The organism is Streptomyces sp. NPDC057249, assembly GCF_042669245.1.
Lineage (GTDB): Bacteria > Actinomycetota > Actinomycetes > Streptomycetales > Streptomycetaceae > Streptomyces.
This window is the reverse complement of the sequence record NZ_JBHUXS010000004.1, coordinates 395013-412092: the sequence shown is the minus strand read 5'-3', so window position 1 is coordinate 412092 and position 17080 is coordinate 395013. Positions and strand designations below refer to the sequence as shown.

Sequence of the window (17080 nt, the reverse complement as noted above, 5' to 3'; positions counted from 1 at the left end):
CAGGGGGCGCCATGACGGCCGAGACCGCAGACACCGCCGAGCCGGCCGACGGCACGTCCGGCCCGGACGGCCCGGACGGCCCGGCGGCGCGGCGCCGGGAGCAGCGCGGCTGGTACTTCTACGACTTCGCGTGCTCCGTCTACTCCACGAGCGTCGTCACGGTCTTCCTCGGTCCGTATCTGACGTCGGTGGCCAAGGCCGCCGCGGACTCCGACGGCTTCGTCCACCCGCTCGGCATCCCGGTGCGGGCCGGGTCGCTGTTCGCGTACGCGGTGTCCGCCTCGCTCGTCCTGGCGATCGTCCTGATGCCCGTGGTGGGCGCGGCGGCCGACCGTACGGGCCGCAAGAAGCCGCTCCTCGCGGCGACGGCGTACACCGGCGCCGCCGCGACGACCGCCATGTTCTTCCTGGCCGGGGACCGCTATCTGCTCGGTGCCTTCCTGCTCATCGTGGCGAACGCCGCGACGGCGGTGGCGATGATGGTCTACAACTCCTACCTGCCGCAGATCGCGGAACCCGAGGAGCGCGACGACGTCTCCTCGCGGGGGTGGGCGTTCGGCTACACCTCCGGGGCACTGGTCCTGGTGCTGAATCTGATCCTGTACTCGGGACACGACTCCTTCGGCCTGTCCGAGTCCGAGGCGGTACGGATCTGCCTGGCGTCGGCGGGGCTCTGGTGGGGCCTCTTCACCGTCATCCCGCTGCGCCGGCTGCGTGACCGCCGGGTGCCGCCGGGCGGCCGGGGGGCGGCCTCGGGCTCGGGGTGGCGGCAGCTGCGGGCCACGCTGGCGGACATGCGGCGCCATCCGCTGACCCTGTCCTTCCTGCTCGCCTACCTCGTCTACAACGACGGCGTGCAGACCGTGATCTCGCAGGCGTCGGTGTACGGCTCCGAGGAGCTGGGGCTCGGCCAGTCGACGCTGATCACCGCGGTGCTGCTGGTGCAGGTGCTCGCGGTGGCCGGGGCGCTGGCGATGGGCCGGACGGCCCGGGTGTACGGCGCGAAGCGCACGATCCTGGGCTCGCTGGTGGTGTGGACGCTGATCCTGGTCGCCGGGTACTTCCTGCCGGCCGGCTCACCCGTCTTCTTCTATCTGCTGGCGGCGGCGATCGGGCTGGTGCTGGGCGGCAGCCAGGCGCTGTCCCGTTCCCTGTTCTCGCACCTGGTGCCGCGCGGCAAGGAGGCCGAGTACTTCTCGGCCTACGAGATGAGCGACCGCGGGCTGAGCTGGCTGGGGCCCCTGGTGTTCGGTCTCGCGTACCAGCTGACCGGCAGCTACCGGGACGCGATCATCTCGCTGGTGGTCTTCTTCGCGGTGGGTTCGATGCTGCTCGCGCGGGTCCCGCTCAGGCGGGCGGTGGCGGCGGCGGGAAACCCCGTACCCGAGCGGATTTAGACGTTGAAGTAAAAGGCCGGTAGTGTACGCCTTTGGCCTGCCCCGGGTGACCGTTACGGCGAGTGGAACTTCGCGAACCGTTGGGTGACAACTTCCGTCAAAGGTGACAAACCGGGTATGGGCGGGTACTTGAACCCTGGGAAACCTGAAAATCAGCGGTTCGACGGGCGACGCATGACCGATAACGGGAATCTTTGCCGCCGACCGGACGTTGACCGATTGACGACGACAGCGACACCTGTCCTGTGGGCGACAAGCCCGGGAGGCACGATTCATGAGTGAGCGAGCTCTCCGCGGCACGCGACTCGTGGTTACCAGCTACGAGACGGACCGCGGCATCGATCTGGCCCCGCGCCAGGCGGTGGAGTACGCATGCCAGAACGGACATCGATTCGAGATGCCCTTCTCGGTAGAGGCGGAAATTCCGCCGGAGTGGGAGTGCAAGGCGTGTGGCGCCCAGGCACTCCTGGTGGACGGGGATGGCCCCGAGGAGAAGAAGGGCAAGCCCGCGCGTACGCACTGGGACATGCTCATGGAGCGGCGCACGCGCGAGGAGCTGGAGGAGGTGCTGGCCGAGCGGCTGGCCGTCCTGCGCTCCGGGGCGATGAACATTGCTGTGCATCCTCGGGACAGCAGGAAGTCCGCGTGACCCGCTAGCGCGGTTCCGCGACAGGCCGCGGGTTCGGCACGTTCTGCGTGCCGGGCCCGCGGCTTTGTCGTGTGCTGCGGCTCGCACCGGCCTGCGTCAAGGACTGACCTCAATCGCCGGACGGGCTTGAAAGGGTCACCGCGTCAGCGGCGGGCGGGGCTCGTCGTTCGGGCCCGGGTCGTGGCGGGGCGGCTCGTCGCGGATGACCTCGCCCTGGACCACCTTGCCGTCCGGGCGGTGGATGCGGGCCTGCTGGAAGGCGTCCGAGAAGCCGCCGGGGGCGACCGTCCGCATGCGCCGGTCCAGCGAGCGCTCCGCGTAGCGGCTGAGCGCCGTGCGCACCGGCGGGATCAGGAGCAGCAGCCCGGCCACGTCCGAGAGCGGGCCGGGGATCATGATCAGCAGCCCGCCGAGCATCAGGAAGCCGTTGCCCCGGCCGCTCTCGGGAGTGACGGGCGAGGCGCCCTCGGCGCCCGGCTGCCCCGGCATCCGCTGAAGCGTCTCGGTGAGATTGCGGAAGGCCCGGCGGCCGGCGCTCTTGATCACCGCGGCGCCGAGGACGATGCCGGCGGCCAGCAGGATCAGCACGGCCAGTCCGCCCGCGGCGTCCGCCACCAGGATCAGCAGCCAGATCTCCAGCACCGCCCAGGCGGCGACGGCGAGCGGTACGAAGGTCCGGGCGCGCGAGCGCCTGCGGGCGGTCGGGGGCGGTGTGCCGGTCGTCATGCCCCCAGTGTGCCTGGCCGCGCGTCCGTACGCCGTAAGGGGGTGAAGGGCGCCGGGGCGGCTCAGGGGGTACGGCGGCCGAGGGCCCGGTTCGTACGGCTGGTGACGCCCCAGGCGGTCACCCGCCACAGCGCCTCCACCAGGATGTCCTTGCTCATCTTGGAGTCGCCGATCTCGCGGTCGACGAAGGTGATCGGCACCTCGACCACGTGGAAGCCGGCGTCGATCGCGCGGCGGGCCAGGTCGACCTGGAAGCAGTAGCCCTGCGAGGCGACCGCGTCGAGGCCGATGCCCTTCAGGGTGTCGGCGCGGAAGGCCCGGTAGCCGCCGGTGACGTCCCGGGTCCGCAGGCCCAGCATCAGCCGGGAGTACGTGCTGCCGCCGCGCGAGATGAACTCGCGCGACTTGGGCCAGTTCACCACCCGGCCGCCGGGCACCCAGCGGGAGCCGAGGACCAGGTCCGCGCCCTTGAGCGCGGTGAGCAGCCGGGGCAGCTCCTCGGGCTGGTGGGAGCCGTCGGCGTCCATCTCGACCAGCACGCCGTAGTCGTGGTCCATGCCCCAGCGGAAGCCGGCGAGATAGGCCGCGCCGAGCCCTTCCTTGCCCTTGCGGTGCAGGACGTGGACGTGGTCGTCGGCCGCGGCCAGCTCGTCGGCCAGCTTGCCCGTGCCGTCGGGGCTGTTGTCGTCGGCGACGAGGATGTGGGCCTCCGGCACGGCGGCGCGGACCCGGCTCACGATCGGCTTGATGTTCTCGGCCTCGTCGTACGTCGGGATGATCACCAAGACACTGCCGAGCGGGCCGAATTGCCGCTGACCGCCGTCGTTCACTTACTGCCCCTCACGTCCGTACACAGGTGCACACCATATCGAGCGCGGCGGCGCGGAATGCCGACCCGGTCGGGGTGGCGCGCGGGCCGCGACGGACAGAAGAGCGGAATCGGGGACAGAAGTGCGGATCGGGGCCCGGTGTCCTTCGGGCCGACCTGGGACCCGCTGGCTGCGGGTCGACCTAGAGCCGTTGTCTACTGAACGTCCGGGCCCCACCCGGGTCGCACCCTCCGTCCGGCTGAAACCTTCCCTCGCCCCCGAGGCGCGGGCGCTGAACCTGGCTGTCAGTGGTGGTGCGCCGGTGCGGCACACCACCCCGTGACCCAGCGGCGTTCGACGACTGCGTGGAGGTTTCACCGGTCGGACGTCCTGTGGTGGACTCGGCCGAACCTACCGGCCGATGGCCGCATTCTGTCAATACTTGCCTGACCTGCATCGATTACCGAAATGGCCTGGTCAGTCCCGAAGATCCCCAGGTAGCGGAAGAGCCGGCCCGCCTTCGATCGGCGGACCGGAATGCCCGCACGTCACTCGTTCGGCCTTACGTAGACAGTTTGTCCGAGGACCACGGTGCGCAGGCAGACCGGGAGGTCGGCGCCGGGGCCGAGGTCGGGCAGTCCCGGTGTCCCGGACCGGGGGTCGGTCGACCAGCGCGCCACCCGGTCGTCCGGGGCCTGGACCACCAGCTCGTCGGTACGCCAGACCGCGTAGTCGGCCGGGGCGCCGGGCACCAGGGTCCCCGCGTCGTCCCGCCCCAGGGCCCGCCAGCCGCCCCGGGTGTGCGCGGTGAAGGCGGCCCGGACCGAGACGCGGTGCTCCAGCGTCCGGTGGAAGGCGGCCGCCCGCACGGTCCCCCAGGGGTCCAGCGGGGTCACCGGGCTGTCCGAGCCGAAGGCGAGCGGCACACCGGCCCGCAGGAGCGCCGCGTACGGGTTGAGGGTGACGGCCCGTCCGGCGCCCAGGCGCTGGGCGTACATGCCTTCCCCGCCGCCCCACGCCGCGTCGAAGGCGGGCTGGACCGAGGCGGTCAGGCCCAGTTCCGCGAAGGCCGCGACGGTCTCGGGGGTGAGCATCTCCGCGTGCTCGACGCGGTGCCGGGCGGCCCGCACCCGGGCCAGGCCGACCTTCTCGGCCGCCGCCCCGACGCCCTGGACGACCGCCGAGAGCGCCGCGTCCCCGATGGCGTGGAAGCCCGCCTGGAGCCCCGCCTCGGTGCAGGCGGCGACGTGGGCGGCGATCCGGGCGGCGTCCAGGTGGGCGGTACCGGTGTGCGGGGCGTCGGCGTACGGCTCGTGCAGGCAGGCGGTGTGCGAGCCGAGCGAGCCGTCCACGAAGAGGTCGCCGGCCGCGCCGACGGCGCCCAGCTCCCGGACGCGGCGGGCGTCCTTCTCGTCGGCCACCTCCTGGGCCCAGTAGCCGAAGACCCGGGGCCCGGCCTCCTCGGCGGCCACCTTCAGCAGCCCGGTGAAGTCGTCCTCGTCGGAGATGTCGGGGCCGCCGCACTCGTGGAGGGAGCCGATGCCGAGGGAGGCGGCGTGGCGGAGCGCGGCGCGCTGGGCGGCGGTGCGCTGGGCCGGCGTGACGGCGTCGTGGGCGGCCGCGCGCACGGCGTGGTGGGCGGCGGCGGTCAGCGGGCCGTCCGGGTGGTATCCGGCCATCGTGGTGACGCCGGGGACGAGGTCGAGCAGGGCGGTGCTGACGGCGGCCGAGTGCACGTCGACCCGGGGCAGGTAGACGGGCCGGCCGGCCGCCGCCTCGTCCAGTTCGGCGCGGGAGGGCGGGCGCTGCTCGGGCCAGCGGGTGGCGTCCCAGCCGTGTCCGAGGACCACCCGGTCGGCGGGGTGGGCGGTGACGTGGGTGCGGACGCGGGCGAGGGCGTCGCCGAGGGTGCGGGCGCCGGAGAGGTCGAGCCCGGTGAGGGCCAGGCCGGTCGAGGTGGTGTGGACGTGGGCGTCGGTGAATGCGGGGGTGACCAGCGCCCCGTCGAGGTCGATCACCTCGTCGACGCCGCTCGCGAAGGCGTCGGCGGCGCCTTCGGAGCCCACCCAGGCGACATGGCCCCGTTCGACCACCATGGCGGTGGCGAAGGGATCGGCGGGGCTGTGGACGTCTCCACCGCGCAGCAGCACGGTGCGGTGTTCGCTCTGGGGGGCGGTGCTCTCGGTCATGAGCACCAGTCTCCCGCGCGCCGGGGCGTCCCGGCGCGCGCCCCCCTCAGATCTGCGGCGGGCGTGCCTCGTACGGGGTCGACAGGACGACCGTGGTGCGGGTGGAGACTCCGGCGAGCGAGCGGATGCGGGTGAGCAGGTTCTCCAGCTCCAGCGGGGTCGCCACGCGGACCTTGAGGATGTAGTTCTCGTCGCCGGCGACACTGTGGCACGCCTCCAGCTCGGGAATCCCGGCGAGCCGTTCGGCGATGTCGTCCGGGGCGCTGGGGTCGAACGGCTTGACCGAGATGAACGCGGTCAGCGGCAGGCCCACCGCCTCCGGGTCCACGACCGCGGCGTAGCCGCGGATCACCCCGCGCTGCTCAAGCCTGCGGACGCGCTGATGAACCGCCGAGGTGGACAGGCCGGTGGCCTTGCCCAGGTCGGTGTAGCTCATCCGCCCGTCCTTGACGAGCAACTCCACGATGTGACGGTCCAGCTCCTCCATATGGATCAATCTATGGCCATGAGTGGTTCCCGGCACAGCTGCCCAGCCTTTGGGACGGCACCTGCGCCGGGCATGTGACCAACGCCACAGGTTTACGCGGCAGTAGTGGGACACGGAACGGTTACGGCCGATCGGCGGCGGGAAGTGCTTGCTGTGGCCGAGGCCACAGCGTCATGCCGGCCCATCCGAGGGGGGATTTCCCATGTCACACCTGAAGCTCACCGGACGTACCGAACCGGAGCCCGTTGATCCGTTCGAGGACACCGCTCCCGACGCGTACGACACCTTCGAGATGTACCGGGTCGTCTGCCCGGACTGCGCGCAGCCCATCGCGCTCCTGGCGGACGAGGACGTGCTCCCGGAGCACGCGCTGTGCCCGTCCCCGTGGAACCCGTTCGTGCTCACCGTGTGCCCCGGTACGGGGCGTGCCGCCGGAGCCCGGCCCGCCGAGGCGGACGGGGTGCAGGAGCAGGAGACGGCGCTGCTGCTGACGCTCCCGCAGGGGCTCGACTGGCGGACGCAGCCCTTCTCGCACGCCGGCGGTGCCGGTTCCCGCCCGATCCGGGTGGCCCACCCGCTCCGGCGCGAGGCCGCCTGACCCCGCCTCCCGAACACGCGGCCGGGGTGCGTGAGCAACCCGGCAGCCGGGGGAACCGGGTGAACATGCGCCCGAATCGAACAGCCAGTGACCCCACCCCGTCCCGCGGCGTTGGCCCGGTATGACCCCGCTGCACTCCACAGCCGGCGCCGGGCGCCGACGGCTCGCCGCTCCGCCCTCCGAAGAATCGGTTCCGCAGTCCGCTTCCGTACCGGCGTCCCGGTCCGAGCCGCCCCGGTCGGCGCCGCGCGCGGTGCCCCGGTCGAGCGATCCGCCGATCTACCGGGCGCTGCTGCGGCACTGGGAGAGCACGGGCCGGACCCTGCCGGGCCGTCATGACCAGGACTGGAACCGGATCATGACGACGCCCGTGTGGTCCGAACGGCCGCTGCGGGTCAGCGGGACTCAGGGCCCGCGAGGTGACGCGCGATGACCATCCGCTGAATCTGGTTGGTGCCCTCCACGATCTGGAGCACCTTGGCCTCGCGCATGAGGCGTTCGACGGGGAAGTCCTGCGTGTAGCCGTAGCCGCCGAGCACCTGGACGGCGTCGGTGGTCACCTGCATCGCGGCGTCCGTGCAGAACAGCTTGGCCATGGCGGCCTGGCGCGAGAAGGGGCGGCCGGCGTCCCTCAGCCGGGCGGCCTCCAGATAGAGCGCGCGCCCGGCCTCGATGCGGGTCGCCATGTCGGCGAGCATGAACCGCAGGCCCTGGAAGTCCGCGATGGGGCGGCCGAACTGCTTGCGGCCGGTGGCGTATCCGAGGGCCCCGTCCAGCGCGGCCTGGGCGACGCCGATGGCGCAGGCGGCGATGCCGAGCCGGCCGGAGTCGAGGGCGGAGAGGGCGATCGCGAAGCCCTGTCCCTCCTCGCCGATCCGGCGGGTGTCGGGGATGCGGACGCCGTCGAAGTGGAGCTGGGCGGTGGGCGAGCCCTTCATGCCCATCTTCTTCTCGGGGACGGCCGCGCTCAGCCCGGCGGCGTCACCGGGGACGAGGAAGGCGGTGATGCCCCGGGCGCCCTCGGCGCCGGTGCGGGCCAGCACGGTGTAGAAGTCGGCGATGCCGCCGTGCGTGATCCATGCCTTGGTCCCTGTGATCACCCAGTCGTCGCCGTCCCGCACGGCCTTGGTGCGCAGTGAGGCGGCGTCGGAGCCGGAGGCGGGTTCGGAGAGGCAGTAGGCGCCGAGCAGGCCGCCGGAGAGCATCGACGGGAGGTGTTCGGCGCGCTGCTCCCGGGTGCCGTAGCCGGCGAGGCCGTGGCAGGCGAGGGAGTGGACGCTGACACCGAGGCCGACGGTGAGCCGGGCGGCGCTGAGCTCTTCGAGTACCTGGAGGTAGACCTCGTACGGCTGGTCGCCACCGCCGTGTTCGGAGTCGTAGGGCAGGCCGAGCAGGCCGGACTCGGAGAGCAGGGTGAAGACTTCGCGGGGGAAGCGGCCCGCTTCCTCCTCCTCGGCCGCCTTCGGCGCGATCTCCCGCTGGGCGATGTCACGTACGAGATCGATCAGCTGGCCGGCTTCCTCGGTGGGCAGACGGCGTTCGACCCACTGCGGGGCACGGTCGGACATGACGGCGCTCTCCTCCCTGTCGGGCGTTGCGGCGGTCGCGCGCGCGGGGTGTGAGCGGCGCCGCCGGGGGGATCTCCGGGCGATGCCCGAAATCACTGCTGCCCAGCCGATGTTGCCCTCCCGGATTACGAGAGGTGCAGGCAGGCGGCTGTGGCGGGACGAGTATGCCCGATCGGATGGCATCCGTCACCGGTTGACCGAACATACGGATGACCGGGCTCGCGGCCCCGGCTGCGACGGCCCCGGAGATCGCCGGGACCGGTCCGTCAGCTGAGCGGTGACACCACCGACGGCGAGCCGGTCAGGGAATCGGCCGACCCGGTAGCGCGGCGCACGTCGGGGGCGGGAGCCGTGCGGCCTCCCGGCCCCTTCCGCGTACGTCCTAGAGCAGACCGAGCTGCGTGACGAGCATGGCCACCACGACCACGAGGGTCCAGCCCATGACGTGCTCCAGCAGCTTGGGGCCGTCGTCGGGGCCGCCGGTGCGGGCGCGGCGGCGGGCGGCGGTGAAGGAGGCGGCAGTCGCGGTCATGGCATCTCGTTCGGTCGGCCGGCAGGGGGAGCGCCCAGCACCCGGCCGGGACCCGACCACAGTGCCACCCCGGCGGGGCCAGGGGTAGAGATGTCCGTCACTGCACCGGGTGGGACCGGCCCCACCCCGCCGCCACGACGTGCGGAAACCGTGTGAGGGGGCGGGGGTGCGTGTGCCGCAGACCACACCGTGCGCTCGGCGCCCCGCGAAGGGGACCCCGAGGGCCGCAGGTGTCGGCGATGCCCGCGCTCCGCGGAGAACGGCCCGGGGCGAGCGCGTCAGCGCGAGACCGGCGCGTCCTGGCCGGGTAAGCGGTCCGGCTCGCCCGCGGCTTCCCAGCGCAGCAGGTCCCCCGGCTGGCAGTCGAGCGCTTCGCAGAGCGCGGCGAGCGTCGCGAAGCGCACGGCCTTGGCCCGGCCGTTCTTGAGGACCGCCAGGTTGGCGGGGGTGATACCGATCCGCTCGGCGAGCTCCCCCACGGACATCTTCCGCCGGGCGAGCATCACGTCGACGTCGACGACGATCGGCATCAGATCACCTCGTCCAGCTCGGCCTGCATCCGTGTCGCCTGGACGTCGCGGGCGACCGCCTGGGCGAGCAGCGTGCGCAGTACGAGCACGACGAGCGCTACCCCGAACACCGCCAGGCCGACCACGCCGATCAGGAGGACGACACCCGGCGCGACGGCCTCGCCCGGCGCCAGAACCGCTCCGAGGGCCCAGAGCAGGACCGCGGCACCGGCGAAGGCACCGGTCACGAGGTCCACGTACCGGAAGGCGGGCCTGGAGAACACCGTTCCCCGGCGGGCCATCGCGGCCAGTCGCCATACGCACGTCAGAACGGTCTCGGCGCAGCCGATCCCCAGGACGACGATCAGCGCGACCGGGACCCGGGGCAGCTCCGCGGCGTCGGCGCCGCCGCTCCCCGGGTCGCGGAAGATCAGCACCAGCATCAGCACCTGCAGGAACAGCGCACCGGCGAGCAGCGCCACGATCACGCAACGCAGCGCGAAGTCCGTCAGTCTTCCCATGACCTCTCTCCCTCCACCTATCGAGATGCGATCCTAATCTATCGTTTCTCGATAGCCAACCGTGAGGCGCACCGCCCAGCCGGTGCACCCGGGCGGCGCACGGAGGGCGGAACGGCGGTCGCCCGGGTAGACAGGTCGTATGCAGACCTTCCTCCCCTTTCCCGGCTTCACGGAGTCGGCCGCCGTGCTGGACGCCAGACGGCTCGGCAAGCAGCGGGTGGAGGCCCTGCAGGTGTTCCGCGGCCTGACCGTGCCGGGTTACGGCTGGCGCAGGCATCCCGCGGTCCGCATGTGGACGGGGTACGAGGAAGCGCTCGTCCGGTACGGCCTCGACATGTGCGCGCTCTGGACGGCCGAGGGGCGCGCCGACACCTGCGCCGGCACCCTCGTCCACGACTTCCGGGCCCACACGGACGACGCACCGGTCCGCTCGCAGCCCGAGCTGGCGGCGGCGGGCGAGCTGCCGCCGTGGCTGGGCGACCCGGATTTCCACCGGAGCCATCAGTCGGCGCTGCTCCGCAAGGATCCGGAGCACTACCGGGGCCGCTTCCCCGGCGTGCCGGACGACCTGCCGTACGTGTGGCCAGCGTCGGACCGCTCCTAGGGCCTCAGGCCGTGTCCGCCCAGCCGGTCGGGCCGAAGCGGCGGAGGTAGGCGTCGAGCCCGTCCGGCGTGGCGCCGGCCCATCCGATGTACCCGTCCGGGCGTACGAGGAAGAGCCCGGTGCCGTACGCGCCGGGGGCACTCCCGCTCACCACCCGCGCCACGGGTCCGCGCGGACCGCCGGGTGCGTCGGTCCCGAGCGCGAGCAGCGTCCAGTGCGGGCCCCGGAAGGCGTCGAAGAGCCGCACGCCGTCCACGGTCGCGTCGGGAGCCCGGTCGCCGGCCCGGGGCGCGCCCTCCGGCACCGCGTGCCGCCCCTCCTCGGTGAGCGACGACTCCCGGTACCCGAGGCCCAGTTGGCGGGTCGCGCCGCCTCGGCGGACCTCGCCCCGGTGGACGCCGGTGGACAGGTCGAGCATCTGGGCGGCGACCGGGCGCCGCTCCTCCTCGTAGCTGTCCAGGAGCGCGGCCGGGGCACAGCCGGTCAGGACCGCGCCCAGCTTCCAGCCCAGGTTGTAGGCGTCCTGCACGCTGGTGTTCAGGCCCTGTCCGCCCGCCGGGGAGTGCACGTGCGCGGCGTCCCCGGCGAGGAAGACCCGGCCCGCCCGGAAGCGGTCGGCCAGGGCGGCGCGGGGGCGGAAGTCGGAGGCCCAGCGCACCTCGGTCACGGCCTCGGCGGGGATGTGCGAGCGCGCGGCGAGGACCTTGCGGACGCCGTCCGGGGTGAGGTCGACGTCGGTCCCCTCGGGGAAGCGGGCGGTCACCTGGAAGTCCTCGGTGCCCGCCAGCGGGCAGACGGCGAGGAGGTCGGCGCCGTCGCTGGGCGGGAAGATGTGCCAGTTGTCGCGGTCAAGCCCGGCGATGCGGACGTCCGCGACCAGGGTCGGGCCCGGGTCGACGTCCTCACCGGTCATCCCGATGCCCAGCGCGCGGCGCACCGCGGACCGGCCGCCGTCGGCGGCGACCAGATACCGGCCGCGCACCGTGCCGCCGTCGGAGAGGTGGGCGGTGACGCCCTCCGCGTCCTGCGTGAGACCGACGGCCTCCCGGCCGAAGGCGACCTCGCCGCCCAGCTCCGCCAGCCGCTCCGCCAGGATCTCCTGGGTGCGCCACTGCGGCACCATCCAGGGCTTGTCGTACGGCGCGTCCTCGCTCGGCTCGACCGGGTCGAACATGTGGTGCTCGCCGACCCGTTCCCCGTTCCGCCAGACCATGCCGACCGGGTAGGTGCCACCGGCCGCGTGGACCGCGTCGATGACGCCGAGGTCGTCGAAGACCTCCATGGTGCGGGGCTGGAGGCCCTTGCCCCGGGAGCCGGGGAACAGTTCCCGCGCACGTTCCAGGACGAGCGCGCGCACGCCGCGCCGGGCCAGATCCACTCCGAGGGCGAGGCCGGTGGGGCCCGCGCCGACGATCAGGACATCCGTATCCATGACAATTCCCCTTAACGCCGTTAAGTGCTCGGTGGTTCCGAGCGTGCCCTTAACGGCGTTAAGCTGTCAAGCGTGAGTACCGACCGACGCGCCCCCCTCGACCGCCGACGGGTCGCGGACACGGCGTTGACGCTGCTGAACGAGGTGGGCCTGGACGGGCTGTCCCTGCGCGCCATCGCGAAGGAGCTGGACGTCAAGGCGCCCGCCCTCTACTGGCACTTCAAGGACAAGCAGGCACTGCTGGACGAGATGGCGACCGAGATGTACCGGCGCATGCTCGCCGGGACCCCGCTCGACCCGGACGACACCTGGCGGGAGCGGCTGCGGACGAGCAACCACGCCCTGCGGACGTCGCTGCTCGGCTACCGGGACGGTGCCAAGGTGTTCAGCGGTTCGCGCTTCACGGGCGCGGTGCACGCCGAGCAGATGGAGGGGACCCTGCGGCTGCTCACCGCCGCCGGGTTCACCCTGGCCCAGGCGGTGCGGGCGGCCACGACGACGTACATGTTCACGCTGGGCTCCGTCATCGAGCAGCAGGGCGCCGAGCCCCTGCCGGGCCTGCGCCGGGAGGGTTTCGACGTGGCCGAGCGCGCCCGGCTGCTGGCCGCCTACCCGCTGACCGCCGCGGCGGGTGAGGAGATCTTCGCGGACTACGAGCGGCACTACGCGGAAGCGCTCGACCTGGTGATCGCGGGCATCGCGGCGGCCTACGGCGTCGAGTGACGGCGCTCGGCGCCCCCGGGCGTCAGTCGTCGAGATCGATGACGACCTTGATGTCGCCGTCGTGCGCGATGAACGCGTCGGCCGCGTCCCGCAGCGGCACCCGCCGCGTGATCATCCGCTCCAGCCAGTCCGGGTCTGCGCGCCGGAGGGCTTCCGCGCCCGCGTGGTAGTGGCGCAGATTGGCGTTGACCGACCCCACCACGGCGTCGTTCTCCAGCACCAGTTCGCGGTTGAGCGTGCCGGCGTCCACCGACAGCCGGCGCCCCTTCGGCGAGACGCCGGTCAGGCAGACGATCCCGTAGCTCGCGGTCTCCCGCATCGCGCCGAAGACCACGTCTCCGGCGCCCGTCGCCTCGATCACCACGTCCGGGCGGAGGGCCGAGGCCACCTCGTCGATCGTGCCGGAGTGGTACGTGGCGCCCAGGCCCGTCACCAGACCGGGCTTCGGCCCCGAGGTCACCCGGTCGAGGACGTGGACGTCCAGTCCGCGCTGCCGGCCCAGCAGCGCGGCGAGCAGGCCGATCGGTCCCGCCCCGGTGACCAGGACCCGGCGCGGCTCGAACCAGGACCGCGCACCGATCCGTTCGACCTGCTCCCACGCCTTGGCCACCACGGTGGTCGGTTCGAGCAGGACGCCGACGCGCTCCAGGGACGGGTCGAGCCGGACCGCGTAATCGCTCTCGACGGTCCAGGACTGGCTGGCGTAGCCGTGCCGTTCCTTGATCCCGCGCTCCGTGTAGCGCCCGTTGCGGCACATGTCGAACTCGCCCCGGGCGCAGGCGCCGCACGGTTCCGGATCGGGCCGGCGCACCACGCCCACGACCAGGTCCCCGGCCTCGAAGCCGCTCGCCGGGGGCGCCTGCCGCACCCGGCCCAGCGACTCATGACCGATGATCAGCCGGTCCTCCCCGCTCGGCGCCCAGCCGTAATCCCCGGCCGCGATCTCCTTGTCCGTGCCGCAGACCCCCACACCGAGCCCGTCCACCAGGAGCTCGCCCGGGCCCGGCGCCGGGTCGGGCACCTCGCACACCTCAAGGCTCTTGCCGGCCGAAGGCCGCACGGTAACGGCACGCATCGGTACCCCTTTCGAGCACGCGGGCAGCGGCGTCGGCCTCTCCCGGCCGCTCACCCGCTGCCCGTTTACCCGATCGCCCGCCGATCTTGCGCCCCGGCGGCCGGTACGCCCCGGGATTGCGCCTACCGGCTCACACCAGCCCGAACGACCGCAGCGCCGGCGTAGGGTGGGCCGGCCAGTAGACGTAGCAGACCCCGCCGGTCCCGCTCCTGACCTTGCCGTTCGCGTCGTACCGCTTCGTCCGCAGCCAGATGGTTCCCTAAAGGGAGGGCGCCGCCCTCCCACGCAAACACGCAGGTCAGCGACTCGGGACGCGTGAGACAATCGAGCACAGACGCGTTGGCGCTGACCCGATGCCAGCCTTTACGGGCGTCTGTGACGTGCCGATCGCCCTGATGATCGTTTTGCTGACTCCCCGTTGTGCCAAGGATTCGGAACGCCACCCCGGCCGCTTCCCCGGCGGGCGCGCTCACGTCGGCCCTCGGCACGACGGCGCTGGTGTACGGCTTCATCCGCTCGGCGCACGGGGGATGGAGCGATCCGTACACGGACGCGTCATTCTGCGCCGCGTTCGTCCTGCTGGCCACGTACATCGTGGTGGAACACCGCTCCCGGAAGCCGATCCCCCGCCACATGTTCGCCGACTGGAAAGGGGCGGGCACATACGAAATCAGTCTGTGCCTGGCGGCGGCGATCTTCGGCATGTCCTTCTGCCTGCGCTCTTCGTGCAGCAGGTGCGGGGGCTTCAGCCCACTGGAGGCGGGCCTCGCCTTCCTGCCAGTCAGTACAGTGATCGAGATGGTGGCAGGCCTCACCTCCCAACTCCTGCCGATGTACGGCTCGAAGCATGTCATGGTCCTGGGCTCGCTCTGCCTGGCCCTGGCTTACCTGACGAACGTCCGCTCCACCCACGCGGGCTCTGCCCTCGACCCGACACTGGTGATCAGCTCGGGTATGGGGACGATGGTCGTCTCACAGACTCTGATGGCCCTCTCCGACGTCCGGCCCCGCCGAGTCCGGCGCGGCCTCCGACCTCCTCAACACCACCGAGCAGGTCGGCAGCTAGCTGGCCCCTGCATCCTGTGACCGCCTTCGGCACCGCCGGTCGCAACCAGGCAGACCAGCAGATCCCGCCCTTCTCGGCCGGGCGGACCCGGCCGAGAAGGTTCTCTTCGCCCGCCCCGGTCGGCTCCCGCCAGCCTGAGGCAGCCAGAGCCTTACCTCCAGCGTCGCCGCCGCCTTTGCGTGGTCGCCTTCCTGGTCTCCCTCTTCGCATCCAGGTCCGCCTCTCCGCATTAGAACGGCTCAAGGGCAGCAGGATGATGGCGGGCAGTTAAACGGAAATAACTCGGCCGTTCTATTTGTGACGCGCACACTGGCCTATGAATTCCATGCCCATCCGGAGCTTTTATCCTCTAGCTTGACCGTATGAGCGAAGATGATTCTCTTCCGTCGGCTCCTCTGTGTGCTCTAGTGCCGGACGAGGAATGGGCGCGACTGACGCGGTATCCGGAGCAGACCTACCTCGCGGGCCGCGCCCTGCTGCGGCAAGGCGACCAGGGGACGCATGTGCTTGCCCTGCTGGAGGGGCTAGTGAAGGTCGTCAGGACCGAGCCCGACGGGCGGCAGCGAGTGCTCGGTTTCCGGGGGCGGGGCGAGATTTTGGGGGAGATGGCGCTTCAGCCTAAAAGCGTCCGGATGGCCGATGTGTGGGCGCTGAGGAAAAGCAGGGCGTGCATTGTGCCCGCACAGGATTTCCATCGCTTCATCCAGGAGAACAAGCTCGCACCCCCCATTTTTGAATTGGCCTGGAATCGTATGCGCGAACAGGTCGAGCTGAGTGAGGGGGCTGTGCACGAACGTCTCGCCCTGGCCCTGCTCCGCCTGGTCGCGGCCGCCGGTGGAGAGAAGCCCTGTTTCTCCCTCACCAGGGAGGAGCTGGCCCGGCACATCGATGTGGGCCGCAAAGCCGTCAGCAAGGCGCTCGAACGGCTCGGCCCCGACTGCGTGAGAGCGGGAAACCGCCGGATCGAGGTGGTCAGCGTGGAGGGCCTACGCAAGGCGGCCGACGGCCACGCGGGCGGCTGACACCTCCATCGGCGGTGTGGCCCACATCACTCTCAATCGGGACCTGTGGAACGGAACGGCTCCCCGCCCGCTGTGAAGCTCGACATGGCACGCGACAGCGTTCCCACCCGACCCGAGAGTGGCCGGGTGGGCTTAACGGAGGAGTGACATGCCCGAGTTCAGTAGCGCCCTACCCCAGCGGATCATCGCCCCGTACACCCACAGCCGGCCGTTGCCTCCCTACCAGGGCATTCTGGCTGTCGATGCGAAGGACTTCACGGGCCGCCCGGCGATCGAGCACGAGGCCGTCAGCCGGGTCGTCCCAGAACTCCTCAAGACCGCGCTGCTAAGGGCCGGCCTCGGAGACCTGTGGGAGGACCGTACTTTCCCGGCCACCACCGGGGATGGCTACGTCTTCGGGTTCGACCCGGCACGCATGCCCTTCGTCATCCACCCCCTGCTGCTCACGCTCCAGGAGGTTCTGACCGACTTCAACGTCCTCTCCCACGGGGCGGCGCCGATTAGGCTCCGCGTCAGTCTGCATGTCGGCCCGCTTCCGGAGACCGGGGACGAGTTCAGCGGCAACGGCACAGCACGCAACGACACCCACCGGCTGCTCGACTCGCGCCCCGTCAAGGCCGTGCTCACCTCCCACAACGAGACCATCACCCACGTCGCGGCCATTCTCTCCGAGCGGTGCTACGAGGACGCGGTCGCCGGCGGTTACACGGGGCGCCACCCCGACCACTTCGTGGAGGTGGCCGCGACGGTCGAGGGTAAGTCGTTCTCCCGACGGGCCTGGCTCTACGTCCCCAACCCCTCCGGCCCCCTCTACGAGGGCACCCTCGTCGACGACCCCGCTCCGGAACCTGTACCGGAGCCCTCCCCGCGGCCTGCCGAATCGTCCGGCGACGACACGACGGCCCGCTGCACAGATGTCATCACCGCCCCCCGCGGCAACATCAACACCGGTACCCTCCACGGCGGTCAGAGCGTGCGCAATCACCACGTGGCGGGCGACCGGATCGCCGGTGACTACGTGAAGGGCCAAAAGATCCGCCGCCTCCAGGGCGATCAGATCCGCGGCGACGAGCGCCGGGGGCGCGAGTGAGGGAACGGGAGAGCGGGGGCGGCCAGGCCGCCCGGCCCCGGACCCCTGCGCGAGGACGGGGCTCCGAGATCCGAAGCGGAGCA

General features: G+C 71.9%; 18 protein-coding genes and 1 pseudogene. 8 read left to right on the top strand and 11 right to left on the bottom strand.

Annotation, left to right across the window (positions count from 1 at the left end):
* Nucleotides 1-11: 11 nt before the first annotated feature.
* Nucleotides 12-1397 carry an MFS transporter gene (locus ACFUJY_RS10620; RefSeq protein WP_383297391.1) on the top strand — a complete coding sequence of 462 codons (1386 nt, stop codon included), beginning with the start codon at nt 12-14 and terminating at the stop codon, nt 1395-1397.
* Between the two features lie 274 nt (nt 1398-1671).
* Nucleotides 1672-2046 (top strand): RNA polymerase-binding protein RbpA, encoded by a 375-nt coding sequence (locus tag ACFUJY_RS10615; RefSeq protein ID WP_003959706.1) that lies wholly within the window; start codon nt 1672-1674, stop codon nt 2044-2046.
* A 135-nt stretch (nt 2047-2181) separates the two neighbouring features.
* Here ACFUJY_RS10615 and fxsA read toward each other — a convergent pair whose 3' ends face one another.
* From fxsA to ACFUJY_RS10595, 4 genes are all read right to left on the bottom strand, one after another.
* Nucleotides 2182-2772: an FxsA family membrane protein gene (gene fxsA / locus ACFUJY_RS10610; protein ID WP_383297388.1), complete on the bottom strand. Its 591-nt coding sequence runs from the start codon at nt 2770-2772 to the stop codon at nt 2182-2184.
* Nucleotides 2773-2834: 62 nt separating this feature from the next.
* Entirely contained in the window at nt 2835-3602 is a 768-nt protein-coding gene (locus ACFUJY_RS10605; protein WP_383297385.1) for a polyprenol monophosphomannose synthase, read from the bottom strand.
* Nucleotides 3603-4129: 527 nt separating this feature from the next.
* Nucleotides 4130-5770 carry an amidohydrolase gene (locus ACFUJY_RS10600; protein ID WP_383297382.1) on the bottom strand — a complete coding sequence of 547 codons (1641 nt, stop codon included), beginning with the start codon at nt 5768-5770 and terminating at the stop codon, nt 4130-4132.
* Between the two features lie 46 nt (nt 5771-5816).
* Entirely contained in the window at nt 5817-6257 is a 441-nt protein-coding gene (locus ACFUJY_RS10595) for an Lrp/AsnC family transcriptional regulator (protein ID WP_383297379.1), read from the bottom strand.
* A 202-nt stretch (nt 6258-6459) separates the two neighbouring features.
* On the opposite strand from ACFUJY_RS10595, the gene ACFUJY_RS10590 reads away from it, so the two are divergent.
* Nucleotides 6460-6855 (top strand): hypothetical protein, encoded by a 396-nt coding sequence (locus ACFUJY_RS10590; protein ID WP_383297376.1) that lies wholly within the window; start codon nt 6460-6462, stop codon nt 6853-6855.
* 395 nt (nt 6856-7250) lie between these two features.
* On the opposite strand, the gene ACFUJY_RS10585 is transcribed toward ACFUJY_RS10590, so the two are convergent.
* The 4 genes from ACFUJY_RS10585 to ACFUJY_RS10570 form a co-directional block, all read right to left on the bottom strand.
* Nucleotides 7251-8423, bottom strand: coding sequence for an acyl-CoA dehydrogenase family protein (locus ACFUJY_RS10585; RefSeq protein ID WP_383297373.1), 1173 nt, complete (start codon nt 8421-8423; stop codon nt 7251-7253).
* 382 nt (nt 8424-8805) lie between these two features.
* Nucleotides 8806-8955: an SCO1431 family membrane protein gene (locus ACFUJY_RS10580; protein WP_383297371.1), complete on the bottom strand. Its 150-nt coding sequence runs from the start codon at nt 8953-8955 to the stop codon at nt 8806-8808.
* Nucleotides 8956-9233: 278 nt separating this feature from the next.
* Nucleotides 9234-9485 carry a helix-turn-helix domain-containing protein gene (locus tag ACFUJY_RS10575; protein WP_383297368.1) on the bottom strand — a complete coding sequence of 84 codons (252 nt, stop codon included), beginning with the start codon at nt 9483-9485 and terminating at the stop codon, nt 9234-9236.
* Nucleotides 9485-9985, bottom strand: coding sequence for a DUF2975 domain-containing protein (locus ACFUJY_RS10570; RefSeq protein WP_383297366.1), 501 nt, complete (start codon nt 9983-9985; stop codon nt 9485-9487). The genes ACFUJY_RS10575 and ACFUJY_RS10570 overlap by 1 nt, the downstream gene beginning before the upstream one ends.
* A 139-nt stretch (nt 9986-10124) precedes the next feature.
* Here ACFUJY_RS10570 and ACFUJY_RS10565 point away from each other — a divergent pair, with 139 nt between their 5' ends.
* Nucleotides 10125-10589, top strand: coding sequence for an MSMEG_6728 family protein (locus ACFUJY_RS10565; RefSeq protein ID WP_383297363.1), 465 nt, complete (start codon nt 10125-10127; stop codon nt 10587-10589).
* Between the two features lie 4 nt (nt 10590-10593).
* Here ACFUJY_RS10565 and ACFUJY_RS10560 read toward each other — a convergent pair whose 3' ends face one another.
* Nucleotides 10594-12021 (bottom strand): FAD-dependent oxidoreductase, encoded by a 1428-nt coding sequence (locus tag ACFUJY_RS10560; protein WP_383297360.1) that lies wholly within the window; start codon nt 12019-12021, stop codon nt 10594-10596.
* A gap of 72 nt (nt 12022-12093) precedes the next feature.
* Here ACFUJY_RS10560 and ACFUJY_RS10555 point away from each other — a divergent pair, with 72 nt between their 5' ends.
* Entirely contained in the window at nt 12094-12744 is a 651-nt protein-coding gene (locus ACFUJY_RS10555; RefSeq protein ID WP_383297357.1) for a TetR/AcrR family transcriptional regulator C-terminal domain-containing protein, read from the top strand.
* Nucleotides 12745-12766: 22 nt separating this feature from the next.
* Here the strand turns inward: ACFUJY_RS10555 and ACFUJY_RS10550 are convergent, their stop codons facing one another.
* Nucleotides 12767-13819 (bottom strand): glucose 1-dehydrogenase, encoded by a 1053-nt coding sequence (locus ACFUJY_RS10550; RefSeq protein ID WP_383297355.1) that lies wholly within the window; start codon nt 13817-13819, stop codon nt 12767-12769.
* A 130-nt stretch (nt 13820-13949) separates the two neighbouring features.
* Nucleotides 13950-14075 (bottom strand): annotated as a pseudogene (locus tag ACFUJY_RS10545) (peptidase C39 family protein); the annotation flags it as partial.
* Nucleotides 14076-14239: 164 nt separating this feature from the next.
* Between ACFUJY_RS10545 and ACFUJY_RS10540 the strand changes: the two are divergent.
* The 3 genes from ACFUJY_RS10540 to ACFUJY_RS10530 all read left to right on the top strand — a co-directional run bounded on the left by ACFUJY_RS10540 (nt 14240) and on the right by ACFUJY_RS10530 (nt 16997).
* The gene (locus tag ACFUJY_RS10540) at nt 14240-14905 is read left to right on the top strand and encodes a hypothetical protein (protein ID WP_383297353.1); all 666 of its coding nucleotides are present in this window, start codon (nt 14240-14242) and stop codon (nt 14903-14905) included.
* Between the two features lie 342 nt (nt 14906-15247).
* Nucleotides 15248-15907, top strand: coding sequence for a Crp/Fnr family transcriptional regulator (locus ACFUJY_RS10535; protein WP_383297351.1), 660 nt, complete (start codon nt 15248-15250; stop codon nt 15905-15907).
* A gap of 148 nt (nt 15908-16055) precedes the next feature.
* A complete protein-coding gene (locus tag ACFUJY_RS10530; protein WP_383297349.1) occupies nt 16056-16997 on the top strand; it encodes a hypothetical protein in 942 nt (313 codons plus the stop codon).
* The last annotated feature ends 83 nt before the right edge of the window (nt 16998-17080 follow it).